Here is a 20,863-nt window from a genome sequence, read left to right on the forward strand (position 1 = left end):
GCACGTAGCGGCGCAGTAGTTGGAAAATATACACTTAAATAACGCCAGATAAGCTAAATCACTCGATTGGGGTCAGATTAGCTGTACTTTTTCCACTTACGCTCCGCTCACCGCATCTATCAGCCAGATTAGTTGGAGAAAATCCACCTGTTACTGTAGCTTAGCTTATTGGGTTGGGAATACTATAACCTTTAAATTAGAATTACCTTGTAACTGTGGATGATTGCCGGATGAACACTGGATGATTACAGACACGAATCTTGTAGAATAGGGTGGTAATTCAGGTAATCAGGTGTTCTGGTTGTTTCTGGTGTTTCTGTCCTGCTATATATCCTTTTGTCCTTATGCCAGCAAACCTGTATTTTCGCAATTTCAGGCCAAGCCGCCAGATCTTCCGTCAATTACTGCCACTTGTGAAGTATTTCCCGAGAAATATCAGAATCGGCCGGGGCTTGCCTGAAATGTCGAAATCACTCCGGTTCAACAGTCAATCCAGGCAGCTATACAGCAGCTTCGCTTATTCGGCAATGGTCGTCATTCTTCCGTTCAATTCTACTTTTCCTGCCGCAAAAGCACTCACTACCTCAGGATACAGCGCGTATTCCACCTGATGGATGCGTGCAGCCAGCGATTCAGCGGTATCTCCAGACTGGACCTCCACGCTGCGCTGGGCGATCACCGGTCCGGTATCCATGCCTCCATCGACAAAATGCACGGTCACACCCGTCAGCTTCACGCCATACTCCAGCGCCTGCCCGATCGCGTCCTTCCCGGCAAACGCCGGCAGCAGCGAAGGATGAATGTTGATGATCCGTCCGGCATACGGTGCGAGCAGAACAGGGGAGATCAGCCGCATGTAGCCGGCCAGCACCACCAGTCCGATGTTCCGGCGCTGCAATTCAGCCACAATCGCGGCTTCATACTGCTCCCGGCCCGCGAAGTCCTTCGGCCGCAGCAGCAGAGCAGGAATGCCTGCCTCCTCTGCCCGCTGTGCTACAGGCGCTTCCGGCTTGTCCGAGACCAGCAGCTCTATGCTGCCTCCGCCCAGCCTGCCCTCCCGCTGTGCCTGGACCAGTGCAGCGAAATTGCTGCCTGTTCCGGAGGCAAAGACAGCGATTCGGCCCCACTCCATCAGACTTCAGCTCCCGTAAAGGTAACGATGCGCTCTCCCTCAGTAACCGTGCCGATCCGGTAAGCCTCTTCCCCGCTCGCCTTAAGCAGCTCCAGCGCACGCTCTCCGTCCGCTTCCGCCACGACCAGCACCAGCCCCACGCCCATATTGAACGTTGTGAACATGTCGCGGTTGCTTACCTGCCCCTTGCTCTGCATCAGGCTGAAGACCGGCTGAATCGGCCAGGAGCCGTAGTTGATCTCTACATTCACATGCTCCGGCAATACGCGCGGAATGTTCTCGATGAACCCGCCGCCGGTAATATGGGCCATGCCCTTGACCGGAAGCTGCTCGAGCAGAGCGAGCAGCGGCTTCACGTAGATCCGGGTTGGGGCCAGCAGAACATCCGCCAGCGGCGCTCCCAGCTCCGGCACAACCTCATCCAGGCCGTAACCGTCTTCCTCCAGCAGCAGCTTGCGCACCAGCGAGAAGCCGTTGCTGTGAATTCCGCTCGAAGCCAGTCCGATTACTGTGTCTCCTGGAGCAATGTCTGCTCCGGTTACCAGCTTCGCCTTATCGGCCACACCGACGGTGAATCCGGCGATATCATACTCGCCTGCCGCATACATGCCCGGCATCTCGGCGGTCTCGCCGCCGATCAGCGCGCAGCCCGCCTGATGGCAGCCTTCGGCGATCCCGGAGACAATGGCTTCAATCTTCTCCGGCACGACCTTATCGCAGGCCAGATAATCGAGGAAGAACAGCGGCTCAGCGCCCTGTACCACGATGTCATTCACGCACATGGCGACCGCATCGATGCCAATCGTGTCGTGGCGGTCAGCCGCGAACGCGATCTTCAGCTTCGTGCCCACACCGTCTGTTCCCGATACGAGAACCGGCTCTTCGTACTTGTCCTTATTCAGGCCGAACAGGGCGCCGAAGCCGCCCAGCTCCGTCATCACTTCCGGACGGTATGTGCGCTTCACATGCTTCTTCATGCGTTCTACTGCTTCATTGCCAGCCGCAATATCCACTCCGGCGTTTTTATAAGCTTCCGACACTTTTGAGCACCTCATTTAAATTAGTTTAGAGCGCGGGTTCGGGGCAGCAGGGATTTGAACCCCCTTCTGGGGGGTGGTTATAGTCGTCATTCCGAGGAACATTTGGACTTCCGGCCGCTGTTATGGCCCGATTTCCTGATTGATACCGCTGTTTGCGGTAGAAATCGGGCCATAAAGGCGGTCGCTACCGCTCCTACAGTTCCAAATTTCCTCTCCATGACTCCAACCACCGGGTTTTCAAACCCGTACCGCAAGCCGAAATTTCGCGCCTTGCACAGCAGCAAGGGTTCGGCGCTGTGGGCGAAGCCCAGCGCCTCCTTAGGCAACCGCTCCCCCGACTTTGCGATAGCAAACAGGACGGGGGCGGGAGCTCTCCCCGCACGGGCGAAGCCGTGCGGTCTCTGGGGCGACAGAACCTCCGGATTTGCGCAGCAAACAGGACGGGTTCTGCAGGCCTTACCTCACGGAGCGAAGCCGTGCGATCCTTAAGGCGACAGAACCTCCGATTTTGCGACAGCAAACAGGGCGGGTTCTGGGGCACTTCCCCGCACGGGGCGAAGCCGTGCGGTCTCTGGGGCGACAGAATCTCCGGATTTGCGCAGCAAACAGGACAGATTCTGGAGCCAGAGGGCCCGGCGGACCGCAGGCCGCCGGGGGTGCAGCGCCGCGAAGCGTGTCCCGGCCGTGCGCAGCACACAGGGACAAAGCGGGGACGCGCACCCACGCCCTCTTAGCAAGTTTAGAGCAAACTCCTCCCACCAAACTTTCGGGTGGCCGGAGGGCAGCGCCCTCCGGAATCCCCCTTCGCAAGGGGGACTTAGGGGGATGAGACCCACAGACTTAGGGGGATGTTAACACGAGCATCCGTCCTTCTCTTCCCCGCCGAAATCCACCTGCGTCGGGTAATCATTGTCGAAGCAGGACAGGCAGAGGCCGCCTTTGTAGTCGTCACTATTATAGCCGCCGATGGACTGGATCAGTCCGTCAGGGGAGAGGAACGCCAGGGAATCGGCGTTGATCTCCTCGCACATCTCGGCGATGGTCTTGTAAGAAGCGATCAGCTCACGGCGGTCCGGGGTATCGATGCCATAGAAGCATGGATTCTTGAACGGCGGCGAGGTAATCCGCACGTGGACCTCTACGGCTCCGGCTTCGCGCAGCAGGTTGACGATCCGGCGCGAGGTCGTGCCGCGCACGATGGAATCGTCGATCATCACTACGCGCTGGCCTTCCACGACGCGGCGTACCGCGCTGAGCTTCATCTTCACGCCCTGCTCACGCAGCTCCTGGCTGGGCTGGATGAACGTGCGGCCGGTATACTTGTTCTTGATCAGCCCCAGCTCGTACGGGATGCCCGTCTGTTCGGCATAGCCGATGGCGGCGGAGATACTGGAATCCGGCACGCCGGTGACAATATCCGCATCCACGAAGGCTTCGAGCGCCATGCGGCTACCCATGCGCTTGCGCGCGGAGTGCAGGTTGGAGCCGTTAAGATCACTGTCCGGGCGGGCGAAGTAGATGTACTCCATCGCGCACAGCGCTTTGCGCTTAGGCTCGGCGAAGCGTTCTTCACGGAAGCCGTTCTGGTCCAGCACCAACAGTTCACCCGGTTCAATATCACGCACCAGCTGGGCACCGATTACTTCAAGCGCACACGACTCGGAAGCGAAGACATAGGCTTCGCCCAGACGGCCCATCACAAGCGGACGGAGTCCGTGGGTGTCTGATGCGACAATCAGCTTGTCATTGGTCATCAAGAGGAAGGCGAAGCCGCCGACCAGCTGCGACAAGGCATCCTTCGTCGCTTCGACAAAATCCTTCTGCGAACGCGCAATCAGATGCGCCAGCACCTCGGTATCACTGGTCGTCTGGAAGATCGAGCCGCCCTGCTCGAGCTGCTTGCGGATCAGCGGTTCGTTAACGATATTGCCGTTCGTGGCAATCGCGAGATCGCCGTCACGGTATTTGAAGACCAGCGGCTGCGCATTGGTCAGCCGGCTGTCTCCGCTGGTGGAGTAACGCACATGGCCGATGGACATGTCTCCCACCAGCGAAGCAATCTTGTCTTTGTCGAAGACTTCCTTCACCAGGCCCATGCCGCGGTGATAGTTGAAGTCGCGTCCATCCGCTACGCAGATGCCCGCGCTCTCTTCCCCGCGATGCTGCAGAGCATGCAGGCCGTAGTAGGACATGGAAGCGGCTTCCGGGTGTCCGAAGACCCCGAAGACGCCGCATTCCTCTTTTAATGTGTCAAAAATATCTCCCGAGCCCGTTCCTTCGTTGTAAAAGTCGCCGGTCCACAGGATAGGGGCTTCCTGCTTGTTCCCGGTCTTTATTTCATAAGACATGGAATAGCATCCTCCCAAATGGTCTTGAGTTCGCTAACAGCTTCATCCAGTGCAGCCGCGCCGTCCAGCGCCACACGCAGGCGGTCCCCGCCAACGGTTCCAATGATCTCAACAGGTACGCCATAAGCGGCAACTGCAGCCTTCAGCTCTTCTGCACGGTCAGGTGCCGAAGTCAGGAGGATACGGGACTGGCTCTCGCTGAACAGTGCTACATCCTGGCGAAGTCCGCCGGCAGACAGCTCAATATTCGCTCCAATGCTTCCTCTGATGCAGCTCTCAGCAAGTGCTCCGGCAAGGCCGCCTTCCGACAAGTCATGCGCCGAACGGACCAGACCGCTGCGGATCGCAGCAAGCACAGCATCCAGCAGCTTGCGCTCTGTCGCCAGGTCCAGCTCCGGCGGACGGCCTTCAGTCAAGCCGTGAACGGCATACTGGAATTCACTGCCGCCCAGCTCTGCCTTTGTAACGCCCAGCAGTAGTACAGTATCGCCTTCCTGCTTGAAGGCCTGGGTTGTAATATGATCGGTATCTTCAATGAGACCTACCATACCGACAACCGGTGTCGGGTAGATAGCTCCCGAAGCATTCTCATTGTATAAGCTGACATTTCCGCCGATGACCGGTGTATCCAGCACCCGGCAGGCTTCCGCCATACCGTCTACCGCACGCTCCATCTGCCAGAAGATCTCCGGCTTCTCCGGGCTGCCGAAGTTCAGGTTGTCCGTTATCGCCAGCGGCTGGGCACCGGAGCAGACGATATTGCGCGCAGCTTCGCTAACAGCAATGCGTCCGCCCACTTCTGGGTCGAGATAGACGTAACGGCCATTACAGTCCGTAGTCATCGCCAGCCCCTTACGTGTACCGTGGATAGTTACTACAGCCGCATCGGAACCCGGACGAACAGCCGTACTGGTGCGGACCATGTAATCGTATTGATTGTATACCCATGCTTTGCTTGCTACGGTAGGCGATCCCAGTACGGTGCGCAGCGCGCCGCCCAGATCAGTCACTTCCTCATAACGCAGTGTATCAATCGCTGCATTCTCCTCGTAGTAAGCAGGAACCGCAGACGGTTTGTTATAGATTGGACATTCATCCACCAACGCCTTGACCGGCATATCGCCGACCACTTCGCCCTGATGGAACAGCTTCAGGCGGCCATCATCGGTCACCTTGCCGACCTTGCGGCAAATGACGCCCCAGCGATCGAAGATTTCCTGGGCCTGGGCCTCATCCTTAGGCTCCACCACGAACAGCATCCGCTCCTGGGATTCCGAGAGCATCATCTCATACGGGGTCATCCCGTCTTCACGCTGCGGCACCTGATCCAGATACAGCTCCAGACCATTCCCCGCCTTGCTCGCCATTTCGGCGCTGGAGCAGGTCAGTCCAGCTGCGCCCATATCCTGAATGCCGAGGACGATGCCGCTGTCGATCAGCTCCAGGCAGGATTCCATCACCAGCTTCTCCATGAACGGATCGCCGACCTGAACTGCTGTCTTCTTGGCTTCAGATTCTTCACTCAGTTCCACAGAGGCGAAGGTCGCACCATGAATGCCGTCACGGCCAGTAGGCGGACCTACATAGAACACGGGGTTACCTACCCCTTTGGCGACACCGCGCTGGATTTTATCATGATCAATCAGACCGACACACATTGCATTAACCAGCGGATTGCCGTCATAGCTGTCGTCGAACATGATCTCCCCGCCGACGGTCGGAATGCCAATACAGTTGCCGTAGCCTGCGATCCCGGACACGACATGCTCGAACAGATATTTTACCCGGTCACTCTCAAGCTTCCCGAACCGCAGGGAGTTCAGCAGCGCTACCGGTCTTGCCCCCATGGAGAAAATATCGCGGATAATCCCGCCCACCCCGGTCGCCGCGCCCTGATAAGGCTCTACCGCCGACGGATGGTTGTGGCTTTCGATTTTGAACACAACGGCCTGGTTATCACCGATGTCCACGATGCCCGCGCCTTCGCCCGGTCCCATCAGCACCTTAGGCCCGCTTGTCGGGAAGCGGCTCAGCAGCGGCTTGGAGTTCTTATATGCACAGTGCTCAGACCACATGACGCTGAACACACCGATTTCTGTATAGTTGGGTTTACGTCCCATGAAGGAGGTAATGAGCTCATATTCGCTGTCTGATACACCGAACTGACTGTAGATTTTCTGCTCCGCGATCTGCTCTGCGGTCGGCTCCTTAGCGGATACTTGCTGCGTCATAACGATCCCTCCATGTCTTGAGAATGGATGTGAACATCCGTTTGCCGTCTTCCGAGCCCAGCAGGCTATTCGCTGCACGCTCCGGGTGAGGCATCATGCCGACTACATTGCCCGCCCTATTACTGACTCCGGCAATATCAGCCACCGAACCGTTCGGGTTGTCACTGTAGGTAAAAACGATCTGATTATTCGCGTGCAGCTCTGCGAGCGTCTCTTCATCACAATAATAATTGCCTTCGCCATGCGCAATCGGAATGACGATCTCTTCATCCTTCGCATAGTCAATAGTAAACGGGGTTGTGTTATTAACGACCTTAAGCACCGTGTCATGACAACGGAACTTCATCGACATGTTGCGGCGCAGCGCGCCCGGCAGAAGACCTGCTTCGGTCAGAATCTGGAACCCGTTGCAGATACCAAGCACGAACTTGCCCTGCTCTGCCGCCTTAGCCACTTCAGCCATTACCGGAGCGAACCGGGAGATTGCGCCGCAGCGCAGATAGTCACCATAAGAGAAGCCGCCTGGCACGAGAATGCAGTCATACGCCGACAGGTCCGTCGCTGTATGCCATACATAATCCACTGGTTCGCCGAGGCTGTCTTCTACTGCCTTGTAGCAGTCAATGTCACAATTGGAGCCTGGAAAGACAAGTACCGCAAATTTCATGACGTTTAGTCCTCCAATTCGTAGCGGTAATCCTCGATCACCGTGTTGGCCAGCAGCTTCTCGCACATTTCCTTCAGGCGTCCTTCCGCTTCTGCGCGGTTATCGGTATCGAGGGTCAGCTCCATATATTTGCCGATACGCAGACTTTCAACTTCCTGGAAACCAACGGAGTGCAAGGCTCCTTGCACGGCTACACCTTGGGGATCGAGCACGCTTTTCTTGATGGTGACGTAGACTGTCGCTTTTAACATACGCTTGTAGTTCCTCCTAGAGTTTAATGAACTGAATTAGGCTTAATGGCAGCTTGCTTAACTGCATAATGTACAACTATATTCTCAATATTCCCGGCAAAATTAGCTTTAGTTGCATTTCGTACGGCTATTTCTACGGATATCTACGTCTCAGGTCATCCCGCTACAACGACTTTCCAGTGAGGCGGTGATAGATATCCAGGTACCGGCGCGACGTCTCTTCGACCACCTCAGGCGGCAACGGGTCCGGCTTACTATTTTTGTCCCAGGAGGAGGCTGACAGGTACGTGCGAACCGGCTCCTTATCCATGCTGTCGATCTCAATATCCAGTGCGTACTTGTCCTTGGCCCAGAAGCGGGAAGCATCCGGTGTAAAAATCTCGTCGATCAGAATCACCTTACCGTCCAGCAGACCGAACTCGAACTTGCAATCTGCCAGGATGATGCCGCGATCGTTACAATATTCTCTGGCAAAAGCGAACAGCTTCAGGCTCTTCTCCTTCAGCTCAAGTGCAAGCTCTGCACCAATCAGCTCCTGCATCTGTTCAAAAGGGATATCCTCATCATGGCCGACATCATTCTTGGCTGCCGGTGTGAAAATCGGTTCGTCCAGCACTGCATTCTTGCGCAGTCCCTTAGGAAGCCCGATTCCGTTCACCTTGCCGGTCTCCTGATACTGCCGCCAGCCGCCGCCTGTAATGCAGCCGCGCACGACACATTCGATATCAATCCGCTGGGCTTTGCGGACGACCATGATGCGGTTCTTCAGCGCTTCACGGTCCTTCACAATGTCTCCGAGCCGGTCCACATCGATATGAACCACATGGTTCTCGATCAGCTCCTTGGTCTCTCCGAACCAGAAGGCGCTAAGCCGGTTCAGCACATTGCCTTTGTCCGGCACCGCCGGGTCCAGCACGTAATCGAATGCGGAGATCCGGTCTGTCACAACGATCAGCACCTCATCCCCCAAATCGTACAGCTCACGAACCTTGCCTTTGTAGAGCAGCGGCGCATTTATTAATTCCACGGCAGTGGATACGGCCGATGATGTCATGACCTTTCCTCCCTTGAACAAATGATCTTGCTTATATTTGGGCTAAAAGCTTTGGGAGGCTTGTTTCCTGCGCTTCGCATCAAGGAATTGACTACACCTTCGGGTTAATAGGGTCACTGCGGGAAGTTTTGGACTTCCGATCGCTGTTATGGTCATATTTCTCTGATTTAACCACAGGCTGTGGTAGAAATCTGACCATAAAGGCGAACGCTAACGCTTCTACAGTTCCAAAATTCCTCTCCGTTCCTCCTTTAACCCTAATACCTAATCTTATTCCGCTGTTGCTGCGCTTCCCGGGAACAAAACTCCCCCATGGCTCCGCCCCTATCTTCTCCAGCTCATCAGTTCACCACTGACTTACTATTTTTATAGAAATTAGATCAGCTCCAGCTTGCGGAAGATGGTGTCCACATGCTTCAGATGCCAAGAAGGATTGAACGCATCCTCGATCTCTTCTGCGCTAAGCACGGCCGTGATCTCCGGGGTTGCTTCCACGATGTCACGGAACTGGGTCTGCTCCTCCCAGGCCTGCATCGCACGCGGCTGCACAGTGTCGTACGCCTGTTCACGGCTGAAGCCCTTGTCGATCAGCTTCGTCAGAATACGGCCGGAGAACGGAACGCCGAAGGTACGGTTCATGTTGCGCTTCATATTCTCAGGGAATACGGTCAGGTTCTTCACGATGTTGCCGAAGCGGTTCAGCATATAGTTGAGCAGCATGGTCGCATCCGGCAGGATAATCCGTTCCACGGAGGAATGCGAGATATCCCGTTCGTGCCACAGCGGCACGTTCTCGTAAGCTGTCATCATATGGCCGCGGATGACGCGCGACAGGCCGGAGATATTCTCGCAGCCGATCGGATTACGCTTATGCGGCATGGCGGACGAACCCTTTTGACCCTTGGCAAAAGCCTCCTCTACCTCGCGGATCTCACTCTTCTGCAAAGCGCGGATCTCGGTAGCGAACTTGTCGAGGGAAGTGGCAACCAGTGCCAGCGCCGCCATATACTCTGCGTGACGGTCACGCTGCAGGGTCTGCGTGGAGATTGGTGCCGGGCTGGTGCCCAGCTTGCGGCAGACGAATTCTTCCACGAACGGGTCGATGTTGGCATAGGTGCCGACGGCCCCGGAGATTTTGCCGAATTGCACGCCGTTCGCCGCATGACGGAAGCGCTCCAGGTTCCGCTTCATTTCCTCATACCACAGTGCCATCTTCAGGCCGAATGTCGTGGGCTCTGCATGTACGCCATGGGTACGGCCCATCATTGGGGTATCCTTGTAGGCGATGGCTTTGTCTTTTAGAATCTCAATGAACCGGATAATATCCTGCTCCAGAATCTCGTTGGCCTGACGCAGCAGGTAACCCAGCGCCGTATCGACCACATCTGTCGAGGTTAGTCCGTAATGCACCCATTTGCGCTCTGCGCCAAGACTCTCGGATACTGCACGGGTAAAAGCAATCACATCATGGCGCGTCTCCAGTTCAATCTCATCAATCCGCGCGATGTCGAATTTGGCATCCTTGCGCAGCTTCGCGGCATCCTCATGCGGGATCACTCCCAGCTCGGCCCACGCCTCACAGGCGCAAATCTCAACCTCCAGCCACGCGTTGAATTTATTCTCTTCGGTCCAAATGGCCCGCATCTCAGGTCTGCTGTAACGTTCAATCATAGCTTGTCAGTTCCTCCAAAGGTTAGTTTGCTCTACCCAGGACAATCCGTCGCCGGTATCCTTGCAGAGCAGGTTGATATGGCCCATTTTACGGCCGGTTTTGCTCTCGGTCTTGCCATATATATGAAGCTTGGGCGATATCCCAAGCCGGGTTGCCTCTTCATTCGCACGGCAGGCTGCCTGAACGGCTCCGTCCAGATGCTCGCCGAGTACATTCACCATCACCACAGGAGTCAGCAGCTTCGTATCGCCCAGGGGCAGATTGCAGATCGCCCGCACATGCTGCTCGAACTGCGAGGTCACGCAGGCATCCATCGTGTAATGGCCGGAGTTATGCGGACGCGGTGCCAGCTCATTGACGAACAGCTCTCCATCCTCCGTCACGAACATCTCAACCGCCAGCAGCCCGACCGCCTTCATGCCGGAGACAATCCGCTCGGCCAGCTCGCAGGCCCGCCGCTGAATCTCCTCCGGCACCCGCGCAGGGACAATCGAGAGATGCAGGATATTATCCACATGAATGTTCTCGGCAGGCGGGAAGCTCTTAACCTCCCCCGAGGCACTCCGGGCGGCGATGACCGAAATCTCACATTTGAAGGTGATGAATTTCTCCAGCACCAGCTCCGGTACATCTGCTTGCGCACCCGGCGCGACTTGCCGGAACGCTGCGGCCAGCTCTTCCGGTCTGCGGATCACGGCTTGTCCCTTGCCGTCATATCCTCCTGTGGCTGTCTTCAGCACACAGGGCAGGCCCAGCTCGGCAGCCGCCGCTTCCAGCTCCGCCAGGCTGCCGACCTTGCGGTAGGGCGCAACGGGCACGCCGGCAGCCTCGATCGCCGCCTTCTCGCGCAGCCGGTGCTGCGTCGTATACAGCAGCGCGCTGCCCTGCGGCACGTACGATTCCTCCGTCAGCAGCGCGGCTACGCCCGCGTCCACGTTCTCGAACTCGTACGTGATGACGTCGGAGCGCCGCGCCAGCTCGCGCGCAGCGTCCCGGTCGTTATACGCCGCCGTGATCTGCGGCGTAACCTGCCCGCACGGCGCATCCTTTGCCGGGTCCAGCGCCACGAAGCGGTAGCCCATGGCGCTGCCGGACAGCGCCATCATGCGCCCGAGCTGCCCGCCGCCGAGCACGCCGATCGTTGCGCCGGGCAGCAGCGTCCGCGGCGGCTGCGCCCCGGTCTCTTCCCGCTCTGCCCCAGCCTTGGCATCTATCGTTCTGCCTTCAGCCTTTATCGCCCGCTCCGCCCCGGCACCTTCAGCTTCGCCTGCAGCCTTTACCGCCCGTTCCACCTCAGCACCGCCCGCTTCGCCTTCAACCTCAGCCCGCTCCGCGCCACCCTCCAGCCGTCCGGCCTTCAGCTCCTCCAGGCTCATAGACTCTCGCTGCTTTCCAGCACCTCTTGCTGAGTCGCCTCGCGCCGCAGCTGCACCCGCTGCGCTACCTCCGGCTCGAAGGCGCCGATGATCTGCGCCGCCAGCAGTCCCGCATTGATAGCTCCGGCGCGTCCGATCGCTACCGTCGCTACCGGGATGCCCGCAGGCATCTGCACAATAGACAGCAGCGAATCCATGCCGTTCAAAGCCTTCGACTGTACGGGAACCCCGATAACAGGCAGCGTGGTCTTAGCAGCCACCATACCCGGCAGATGTGCCGCGCCGCCCGCTCCGGCGATAATGACCCGCAGGCCGCGCTCTGCCGCCTCCTCGGCATAACGGAACATCAGATCCGGTGTGCGGTGTGCGGAGACAACCTTTTTCTCATAAGCTATATCCAGCTCCTCCAGCACTTCACAGGTATGTTGCATTGTTTCCCAATCTGATTTACTTCCCATAATAACAGATACCTGTACTGACATAACTCAACCTGCCTTTCCTTCACATAAATAATTGATCTTCTACATTCTCTATCTTGAGCTATTTCTTTATAGTTTTCCATATTTCGCATAAAAAAAGCCCGATTTCCTAACGCATTTGCGGGAAATTCGGACTTCGGAGGAATGATTAGACAATTTTCGCGCTCCCGTCAGGGAGCGACACGAAACAGGACAGCATGCACTCTTCCGGACAGACCGCAAGCGATGTCGCCTTATGCCTTCCAAATCCCCGTAGTCCGGAAATTTACGGTTCCCGGGTAGAAACTTCCGGGCCCTATCCCCGGAGATATACGAGCTGTTCATACCTTAAGTTTAACAACCCCCTACACTGTATGTCAACTTAAACACGAACATTAACATATCCTCTCGAAAAAACGTTCGCTTTTTGATAGGATCTATTACTATTATCCCCCAATTTATTCGATAAGGCCTGTCCATACCCTGAAGACTTCGTTTCCCAAAACACAAAAAACAGCGGTTTCTCCCCTTAAGAGAATACCGCTGTTTCTTATAATCGTTGATTGGATTCCGCCTGTCTGAATTACTCCGCTGCAGTTAATACTTAGCCGGGTTTAGGCTGCGGAAATAATTCCCTTGGCCTGCAATGTGTATTGGTCGCCCTGATCGGCTGGGCGATAGCCTTTATCCAACAGGTCTTTGATAAAGATCTTGTTATATACAAAAGAAAAGATGAATCCTGGTATCCATGCCCCAATACCAAAGGTGAAAAATCCCGCTGCAAATGCTGTAATAAACATAATCACAGCCCATTTTAAATCCCCTCTGAACAAAGCCGGAAAAAATCCGAAGAAAAAGGTAGTCCAGCTAAATCCTACTTTAACCTCTTTCACTACTCCCGCACTATTTTGTAATCTTACATGCACGACTTAAGTCCCCCTAATGGTCATTTATACCAATAACATTACAATATATGACAAGATAAATACAATCTTTTTTTCTCTCTTCTGTGTCTTTTGTATGAATATAACAAACTTTCAAAACTATTTTCTCTGAATTCTTCTGTTTTAGCCCGAAAAAAAAGAACGCCGCAGCGTTCCTCTACTAAAGTTCCTATTATTTAACAACCAGCACCGGAATGCGCGCACTTTGCACCACATTATGGCTGACGCTGCCCAGAACGAATTCCCGGATACCGCCCAGCCCCCGGCTGCCGATGACGATTACATCTGCACCCTGCTCCTTGGCATAATTCAGAATAATTTCCGCAGGCGATCCCTGCAGCAATTCTACCGTAGCATTCAGACCTTCGGCTTCCAGCCGGCTTTTCACTTCATCCGTAGTCTGGACCGCGAGGTCATAATAATCCTTGTTCACCGATGCCGGCAGAGGCGCGAGCGCTTCCCCGATGAAGAACCGCGGGAATTCAAATGCGTGTACGACGTACAGGGAGGACCCCGGAGTTACCTTAGCCAGCTCAATCGCCCGTTCCAGAGCCTGATTCGAAGCCTTTGAACCGTCATAGGCAAGCAGAATTTTAGAGAATAACATATACGCCACCTCTTTCTATTATTTACATCATTACCAAGCCTGCAAAGGTCTTACCTCAAAAAATATCCATACAGCACCATATTCAGCAGCAGCAGCAGCGGAATTCCGAGTCTGAAGGAAGTATGCCTTGTCTTGTGGCGTTTGCGGTACATGGCAGTCAGCACACCCAGCGCACCGCCCATGAACGCCAGCAGAAACAATGTTTTCTCCGGCACCCGATCCCGTCTTTTCCGGGCCTTGTTCTTGTCTTCCGACATCACTACATACCCGATAATGTTGATCAGCGCGAACCACAGCAATACCACCTTGACCATCCCTCCGGCCCCTCCTCCTAGCATCCTATCTGCTCTCTATTATATTACCCTTTCCGGCAAAAAACCAATAACCTCACATCACCGGCCCTGCAACTGCCGCTCTTTCTTGCTCCGCCCGCCTGCGGCTCCGGCTTCCCTGATCCAGAACCAGGACAGCACCGCCGCCAGCACCGCTGCAATAGCGCCCAGCCAGAAGCCTCCGCGCAGACCGTACGCCGCACTCATCCATCCCGCTACAAAAGGACCGCCGGACATGCCGATCGCATACACCGCCTGATAGAACCCCATCGCTGTCGCCCGCTTGAACGGAGCTACCCCGGAGACGGATTTACCCAGCAGCAGCGGGAAGATCAGGCCTTGCATGAAGCCGTTCCCGATCTGTGTGGCACATAACGCCGCAAGCGTTGGCATCGAAGGGATGAGCAGCGTGAACACCGCACTTCCGGCAAAACCGAGCATCAGCGTCCCCCGGTCCCCCAGCCACCGGCCGAACAGCCGCGCACCATAGAGGGTCGCTACCGCATGAGGCAGCATAAAAGCCAGCGTCAGCCAGCCGAGACTCCCCTTGCTCGCGCCAATATAGAGCGCCTGATTCGGCGTGTAGCCGAACATTGTAATGAACAGCACACAATGGGCCAGCACCGATAACAGTGATACTTTTACCAGCAGCGGCTCCTTCACGACACCGGCCAGATCCTTGAGCTTAATCGCCGTGCGCTTCTCCAGCTGTTGCTCCGGAAGACGGACGACCAGCAGCATCGCGGCCACCGCCACAATCCCACCGATGATGAACGGGGTATTCCAGCCGAAGTGGTCTACGATATAGCCGCTGATCATCATGCTGGTTAACTGGGCAATCACCGTGGTGAACTGGAGCATACCCATAGCCCTGCCCGCCTCTTCTTTCGGAAAATACCCCGCGAACATCACCGAGTACACGACCCACGCCGATGCTGCTATCCCCGAAACCGCCCGCGCCGCCAGCGCCCAGCCCGGATGTGCCCCTGCCAGGAACAGCAGACAGCTCGCTCCGCTTGCGATCAGCCCCAGATAAATGAACGGCCGCCGCCGGTTAAGCACATCTGAACCCATCCCTATCGGCAGCCGGAACAGAATCTGCATCAGGCCGTAGATCCCCAGCACCGCTCCCACCATGACATAAGAAGCTCCCAGATGCTCCACATACGGCGAGAGCACCGGAACATAGATATAAGAAGAGAACCAGAACATAAAGACGATCACCAGAAAATACAACCGGCTGCTCCCCTTCGTACCCGGGGCCTCTGCCGCTTTCGTCACACCCGCTAACCCTTCAGCCGCCGCCACTTCTCCACCTGCCCCACTCTATTTACCGGAGCCCTAACGCCTGACCCCGTATCAATCTTCTACAGTAAAGCATATCTGCCGTCCCTTGGACAGCCTTACTTTGGCTTCCTGCGGCTACTTGCCCTTCTGTTTCGCTTCCATCGCAGCCTTCAGCAGGTCCCCAAGATTGTTGCCGGCACTTTCCGTCTTGCTGTACTGCTGCACCAGCTTCTGCTGCTCGCGTTTGTTGATATGCTTGTGGTCCTTATCCATCGTCTCTGTAATTCCGCAGCCGAGGCACTGCACATACTTTCCGGCCTTGCCTTCCTTCATCTCCATCTTCTTATGGCACTGCGGGCAACGGCGGTTCGACAGCTGCTTCTCGCCCGCCCGGGTGTAGCCGCAGTCCTCCTTCGGACAGACCAGCAGCTTGCCGCGTTTGGTCTTCTTTTCTAACATCCTTGTTCCACACTCCGGACAATGGCTGTTAGAGACATTATGCGGCTTGTATTCCGCTCCGCTGTTCTTCACCCCGGACACCAGCTCCTGGGCCATACTCCGGATACCCTGTAAAAAAGGCTCCGGGCGCCCCTGCCCGCGCGCAATTCTCTCCAGCTCCGCTTCCCAGCGTGCCGTCAGCTCCGGTGTACGCAGCTGCCCCGAGACCAGCTCAATCAACTGCTTACCCTTGCCGGTCGGATGCAGCAGATTGCCCTGCCGTTCAATCGTATCCGAGCTGACCAGCTTCTCAATAATATCCGCACGGGTGGCCGGTGTCCCCAGCCCATGCTTCTCCATCTGCGTCAGCAGCGTGGCTTCATTATAACGCTTCGGCGGCTGTGTCCGTCCCGGCTTGATGATGCAGCGATCCACCTTCACAGGGTCGCCTTCCCGCAGCTCCGGCAGCTTCACACTGCCTGCTGCGGGTTCATCCCCCGCATCCTCCTCGTCGTCATCCGAGCTCATATCTCCGCCGTATACCTCACGCCAGCCTGCATCCTTGATGGTAGTTCCCTTCACATAGAAGCTTTCACCATCTACGGTTACCGTCACAGCTACGGCATCATAACGGGCCGGAGAATAGAACAGACTGATGAACCGCCTTACGATCAGATCGTAGAGCTTCCGCTCTTCCGCACTCAGCAGATTGAGCAGCACCGTCTGCTCTGTCGGAATAATCGCGTGGTGATCGCTGACCTTGCTGTCATCGACAATCCGCTTCGTAATCGGCAGCGGCTTCCGCAGCAGCGGCCTGGCGAGAGCTGCATAAGGACCGATAGCCACGCTGTCGAGCCTTTCTTTTAGCGTGCCCGTCATATCAGCGGTCAGATAACGGCTGTCTGTACGCGGATAGGTGACCAGCTTATGCTGTTCATACAGCTTTTGGAGCACACTTGAGGTCTGTTTCGCTGAGAAGCCGTATTTACGGTTGGCATCCCGCTGCAGCTCAGTCAGATCGTAAGCCAGCGGATGCGGCTCGCTTTTCTCGCTCTTCTGCACCTTAGTAATCCGTCCGCTGCGGCCCGTGAGCTTCTCCTTGAGGACCCCCGTCTTCTCCCTGTCAAAAATCCGGCCATCCCCGCCCTGCGCACGCCACCCCGCCTGGAAATTCCCGAAATCCCCAGTCAGCAGGTCATATTCCTGGGAACGGAAGCCGATAATCTCATTCTCCCGGTCCATAATCATTCCCAGGGTAGGGGTCTGCACACGCCCCGCAGAGAGCGGCGCGCCGAACTTGCAGGTTAAGGCCCGCGTCACATTCAGCCCGATCATCCAATCCGCCTCAGCACGGCAGCGGGCAGATTCATACAGCCGGTCGAAATCCCGTCCAGGCCGCAGCGAAGCGAAGCCCTCCTTAATGGCCTTATCCGTCTGCGAAGAGATCCACAGCCGCCGGAACGGTTTTTTCCAGCCTGCCATATTCATAATCCAGCGGGCCAGCAGCTCACCCTCACGCGCCGCATCCGTTGCTACGATCAGCTCCTCTATATCCTGCCGCTTCATTAACTGCTGCACAGCCTTATATTGCTGGCTGGTCTCGCGCAGCACCTTCAGCTTGGCCTTCTCTGGAAGAATCGGCAGATCCTCCAGCGCCCAGGTTGCATATTTATTGTTATAGTCCTCAGGCTCAGCCAGGCCAACCAGATGCCCCAGCGCCCAGGTCACCACATATTTCGGACCTTCCATATAACTCTTCTGTTTATTCCCACAGCCCAGCACCCGCGCAATCTCACGGGCTACCGACGGCTTCTCTGCCAATACTAATACCTTCATCGTCCAATCCCCTCCCTGTCATCAACAACCTATTATACCATGACATACAAGTCCGCAATTATCATCAGGCCGAATTCCCTTCACTTCAGCTAGACTAGAATCATCCCCCAGCCGAAAGGAGCATCTGGGACCCCACCATCCGAACTCGGTAAGTGAAGTCTACATTCCATTAACGATACTCTAATAAGCAAAAAGCCCGCATCTGCACAGCAGACGCGGACAAGGGCTCAGCCTATCTTACCCATTCCCGTTTTCACGGTTCGCGGGTTCATGGAATCACTATAGTGCTCTCAAGGTCCTTATGATAAGTTCTCACCGGTTTCCCATTGTCATCCAACAAGAGCTTCAGATCATTATCCAAAGTCATTGTATACGGTCTGACCGTAATCGTCTTAGGGGTTTGCGGGAAGGTATTGTACAGGCTATCCACAATAGGATGCTGAACAGCCTTCATCAAGGCATATCCTTGCTTGGAAGCAGCAACATTACCTGCATCATCCACAAGCTCATAGAATACCGCCGTTGGACCATATTCTCCTGTCTGCTCCGGTGATGCAGGCACTTCCCCTTCACTGGTGATGATCATCCTCATGGCAGCAGGCGTGATGTCCAGACTCTTTACTTTATAATGGAAGGAGTCTTTGCTCGCTCCCTGGCCCGGGGTAAGGTTGATGATTCCCTCCGCAAGCTTCTTCGCTGTTACCTCGAACTCAAACGGCTCGGCGATCTGGGCAACCGGTACGCGGATATTCACCTTGAATTCGTCTCCGAGAGCCGAAGCATTGTGCAGTTCTCTAAGCTCCAATAAGAGGGTGTTCGGTTGTCCTTTTACGTCACCTGTGATAGAAGAACCGAAGCCGATAGGCTCTCCTGTCGCCAGAGTAACCTCTGGTAGACCCAGCAGTCCTTTAGTTGATTGATCGAATTCATGGGTTTTAAAATCAGTAATCTCCGCAAGCACCCGCTCATCTGCTACTCCGGTTCTTTCGAAGCCGATGGCCAACTGGATTCCGTCATAAAATACCTCCGTAACACTTAAAGTCACTCCATCCTTGGTAACGCTCATATTAGGTGAAGTAGTCAGGCCCTGTTCCGCCGCTAATTTCAGTCCCGGGTTCTCCGTGTGCTTGAATATACTGCTGAAGACAGGAATTTGACTCAAGGTATCGGCCCAAGCAGGAGAGATGAACCCTGCGGTTATCGTACCTAACCCTATTACTACAGCTATGCTTGCGGCTGCCAGCGTCTTTTTAAGCAATTTATTTCCTCCTCTGGTCTCCAAATGTTCGATCCGGTTCATAATCTGCTCATTATAGCTATCTACAGGAAGCTCTACTCTTCCGACGCTGCTGCGAATACGTTCCAGCATTTGCTTCTCAGTTTGATTCTGCCACTTCTCCATGAGCACACCCTCCCTTTTCATCCGCTTTTTGCTGAATCAGTTTTTTACGGAGCCGTTCGTATTTTTTGCGCAGCGCCGCCGAACTGCTTCCAGTAATCATTGAGATCTCTTCGAAGCTGTATTGTTCAATGACACGAAGGATTAATAGCCCCCGCTCTTCCGAAGTGAGATTTTCAAAAATCCGGTCTACCGGCGACTCCTCCGGCAACGCTTGTTGATTCGTCATCAGTTGCAGCTTATAAAGGGACAGTAACCGGCTGCGGCGCTTACGCCTGCGAAGCTGGTCCAGGCAATGATGATAAGCCACCTTATATAGCCAGGCCGAAAAAGAAACCCGCCGTTCATAACGCCCAAGCTGCTGATACACCTTAACGAATATATCCTGCACAGCATCCTCCGCTTCTTCACGGCTCCTTAGGAGATAGTAGCAATACGTGTAAATCTTTCTTTCATACTCCTTAATTATGGTTGAGAACGCTTGCCTGTCTCCTGCGTGTACCTGATGAATGGCTTCTTCAATCTTATTTGGATTCATTGGGCCCCCGGGGTTGCCTTGCTCCAAAGGAATCACCTCCACTTTCCTTTTACACCTGTATAACGAATGCCAATTGTGCATTTGTGACATATAAGGAAATAGCAAATATAACAAAAGACAGTTCCCCTGAAATTCGAGCAACTGTCTAGATTTAACGCTATGTAAGTCTCTCTCAGACATCAACCTTTCTTCCAAGCTTCAGGCAAGCTTCAAAAAAGATCCGCTCCCCGCCTTGCCCGCGCACATATACCCCATCTTCAGTCAGAGAAGAACGCATAACACTGATCTCTTCACCATATTTGGCTTCCTGGGCATAGGTGATATGAAGCCCCGTAAGCTCTAACTCCTCCCACTCCTCCAGCGCCAGGGCATCACAACATAAATCTGCATATCGCGCGTTGTTAAGATGTTTGTTGTTATCCAGCCCGCTATATCTTACCTGATAACTGTAAGTCTCCTGCAAGAGAAGTTCGGGTGGAAGGATTACTTTATCCGGCAGACTCCCTACGGAATCTTCTAAATACGGCTCAACAACAATAGGCAAGGCTGACGGACGCAAAATCTTCCGCTTCCCGATATCCACAAGGGCCCAGATCGATCGCGCCGAAGCAAGCTCTACACCTTGGGCGTCATAGATCCGGTAATCCCGCTGCCAGAGCGGTCCTTTGTTTCCTTTACTCCAGGTATGTACCTCAAGAAGCTCACCCGGGGATGGCAGACGCTGCAGATTCAGATCCAGGGTGATGACCATCCAGCCCATGCCCGCCTTGAGCATACTCTCCATACTTAGCCCCAGGCTGCTTACAGCCGAATCCGCAGCACGCTGCATGATATCCAGCAGGAAGGAGAGCTTGCCCCTTGAACGGTAATCCGTGTCACTTGCCTGAACCCTGAACTGCTCTGTCCACAAAAAGCTGCTATGCTTATCCATAACTTTTGGCTCCTTCACCTGTCTATCCCCAATTTTCGGTACCTATCCACATTATTGTACCGGATATCCACATCATTTGGGGAGAAGTATCAAAAAAACTAAATCTATCCACATGTGTATAACTATGCGCCACTTGTAAGAAGACCTGGAATCTACTCACAACCTGTCCACAAGGCTTCCCCGAAAATACAAAAAGACCACTATTGATTTCTCAACAGTGGTCTTGTGTGCTTGGCAACGTCCTACTCTCCCAGGACCCTTCGGTCCAAGTACCATCGGCGCTGGAGGGCTTAACGGTCGTGTTCGGGATGGGTACGTGTGG

General features: G+C 55.0%; 18 protein-coding genes, 1 rRNA gene and 1 riboswitch. All 19 genes read right to left on the bottom strand.

Annotation, left to right across the window (positions count from 1 at the left end; all coding sequences use genetic code 11):
* Positions 1-517: 517 nt before the first annotated feature.
* Positions 518-1,132, bottom strand: coding sequence for a phosphoribosylglycinamide formyltransferase (gene purN / locus J2Z70_RS17905; protein WP_209875516.1), 615 nt, complete (start codon positions 1,130-1,132; stop codon positions 518-520).
* A complete protein-coding gene (purM, locus tag J2Z70_RS17910) occupies positions 1,132-2,172 on the bottom strand; it encodes a phosphoribosylformylglycinamidine cyclo-ligase (RefSeq protein WP_209875518.1) in 1,041 nt (346 codons plus the stop codon). Before purM ends, purN begins: the two co-directional genes overlap by 1 nt.
* An 851-nt stretch (positions 2,173-3,023) precedes the next feature.
* Positions 3,024-4,520, bottom strand: coding sequence for an amidophosphoribosyltransferase (purF, locus tag J2Z70_RS17915; protein ID WP_209875520.1), 1,497 nt, complete (start codon positions 4,518-4,520; stop codon positions 3,024-3,026).
* Complete coding sequence (gene purL, locus J2Z70_RS17920; protein WP_209875522.1) at positions 4,505-6,751, bottom strand: phosphoribosylformylglycinamidine synthase subunit PurL; 2,247 nt, start codon at positions 6,749-6,751, stop codon at positions 4,505-4,507. Before purL ends, purF begins: the two co-directional genes overlap by 16 nt.
* The gene (gene purQ, locus J2Z70_RS17925) at positions 6,729-7,418 is read right to left on the bottom strand and encodes a phosphoribosylformylglycinamidine synthase subunit PurQ (RefSeq protein ID WP_036730944.1); all 690 of its coding nucleotides are present in this window, start codon (positions 7,416-7,418) and stop codon (positions 6,729-6,731) included. The genes purL and purQ overlap by 23 nt, the downstream gene beginning before the upstream one ends.
* A 5-nt stretch (positions 7,419-7,423) precedes the next feature.
* Entirely contained in the window at positions 7,424-7,669 is a 246-nt protein-coding gene (gene purS, locus J2Z70_RS17930; RefSeq protein ID WP_019913657.1) for a phosphoribosylformylglycinamidine synthase subunit PurS, read from the bottom strand.
* 163 nt (positions 7,670-7,832) lie between these two features.
* The gene (locus J2Z70_RS17935; RefSeq protein ID WP_209875524.1) at positions 7,833-8,723 is read right to left on the bottom strand and encodes a phosphoribosylaminoimidazolesuccinocarboxamide synthase; all 891 of its coding nucleotides are present in this window, start codon (positions 8,721-8,723) and stop codon (positions 7,833-7,835) included.
* Positions 8,724-9,098: 375 nt separating this feature from the next.
* The gene (gene purB / locus J2Z70_RS17940) at positions 9,099-10,394 is read right to left on the bottom strand and encodes an adenylosuccinate lyase (RefSeq protein WP_076080170.1); all 1,296 of its coding nucleotides are present in this window, start codon (positions 10,392-10,394) and stop codon (positions 9,099-9,101) included.
* 6 nt (positions 10,395-10,400) lie between these two features.
* Positions 10,401-11,771 carry a 5-(carboxyamino)imidazole ribonucleotide synthase gene (gene purK, locus J2Z70_RS17945; protein ID WP_245368320.1) on the bottom strand — a complete coding sequence of 457 codons (1,371 nt, stop codon included), beginning with the start codon at positions 11,769-11,771 and terminating at the stop codon, positions 10,401-10,403.
* Entirely contained in the window at positions 11,768-12,253 is a 486-nt protein-coding gene (gene purE, locus J2Z70_RS17950; RefSeq protein WP_209875526.1) for a 5-(carboxyamino)imidazole ribonucleotide mutase, read from the bottom strand. Before purE ends, purK begins: the two co-directional genes overlap by 4 nt.
* Before the next feature lie 230 nt (positions 12,254-12,483).
* Positions 12,484-12,585: riboswitch (purine riboswitch) on the bottom strand.
* A 258-nt stretch (positions 12,586-12,843) separates the two neighbouring features.
* A complete protein-coding gene (locus J2Z70_RS17955; protein ID WP_209875528.1) occupies positions 12,844-13,155 on the bottom strand; it encodes a DUF2628 domain-containing protein in 312 nt (103 codons plus the stop codon).
* Between the two features lie 190 nt (positions 13,156-13,345).
* Positions 13,346-13,780 carry a universal stress protein gene (locus tag J2Z70_RS17960; RefSeq protein ID WP_036730952.1) on the bottom strand — a complete coding sequence of 145 codons (435 nt, stop codon included), beginning with the start codon at positions 13,778-13,780 and terminating at the stop codon, positions 13,346-13,348.
* Between the two features lie 50 nt (positions 13,781-13,830).
* Entirely contained in the window at positions 13,831-14,094 is a 264-nt protein-coding gene (locus tag J2Z70_RS17965) for a DUF1294 domain-containing protein (RefSeq protein WP_209875529.1), read from the bottom strand.
* 78 nt (positions 14,095-14,172) lie between these two features.
* Positions 14,173-15,393: an MFS transporter gene (locus tag J2Z70_RS17970; protein ID WP_340956253.1), complete on the bottom strand. Its 1,221-nt coding sequence runs from the start codon at positions 15,391-15,393 to the stop codon at positions 14,173-14,175.
* A 141-nt stretch (positions 15,394-15,534) separates the two neighbouring features.
* Positions 15,535-17,673 carry a DNA topoisomerase III gene (locus J2Z70_RS17975; RefSeq protein ID WP_209875530.1) on the bottom strand — a complete coding sequence of 713 codons (2,139 nt, stop codon included), beginning with the start codon at positions 17,671-17,673 and terminating at the stop codon, positions 15,535-15,537.
* A gap of 268 nt (positions 17,674-17,941) precedes the next feature.
* Positions 17,942-19,075 carry a DUF4179 domain-containing protein gene (locus J2Z70_RS17980; RefSeq protein WP_209875532.1) on the bottom strand — a complete coding sequence of 378 codons (1,134 nt, stop codon included), beginning with the start codon at positions 19,073-19,075 and terminating at the stop codon, positions 17,942-17,944.
* Positions 19,050-19,724: an RNA polymerase sigma factor gene (locus tag J2Z70_RS17985; RefSeq protein ID WP_245368321.1), complete on the bottom strand. Its 675-nt coding sequence runs from the start codon at positions 19,722-19,724 to the stop codon at positions 19,050-19,052. The genes J2Z70_RS17980 and J2Z70_RS17985 overlap by 26 nt, the downstream gene beginning before the upstream one ends.
* Before the next feature lie 58 nt (positions 19,725-19,782).
* Positions 19,783-20,541 (bottom strand): acyl-[acyl-carrier-protein] thioesterase, encoded by a 759-nt coding sequence (locus J2Z70_RS17990; RefSeq protein ID WP_209875534.1) that lies wholly within the window; start codon positions 20,539-20,541, stop codon positions 19,783-19,785.
* Positions 20,542-20,770: 229 nt separating this feature from the next.
* Positions 20,771-20,863: ribosomal RNA gene (gene rrf / locus J2Z70_RS17995) — 5S ribosomal RNA — on the bottom strand; the annotation flags it as partial.

This window comes from Paenibacillus silagei (assembly GCF_017874735.1).
Taxonomy (GTDB): Bacteria; Bacillota; Bacilli; order Paenibacillales; family Paenibacillaceae; genus Paenibacillus_AQ; species Paenibacillus_AQ silagei.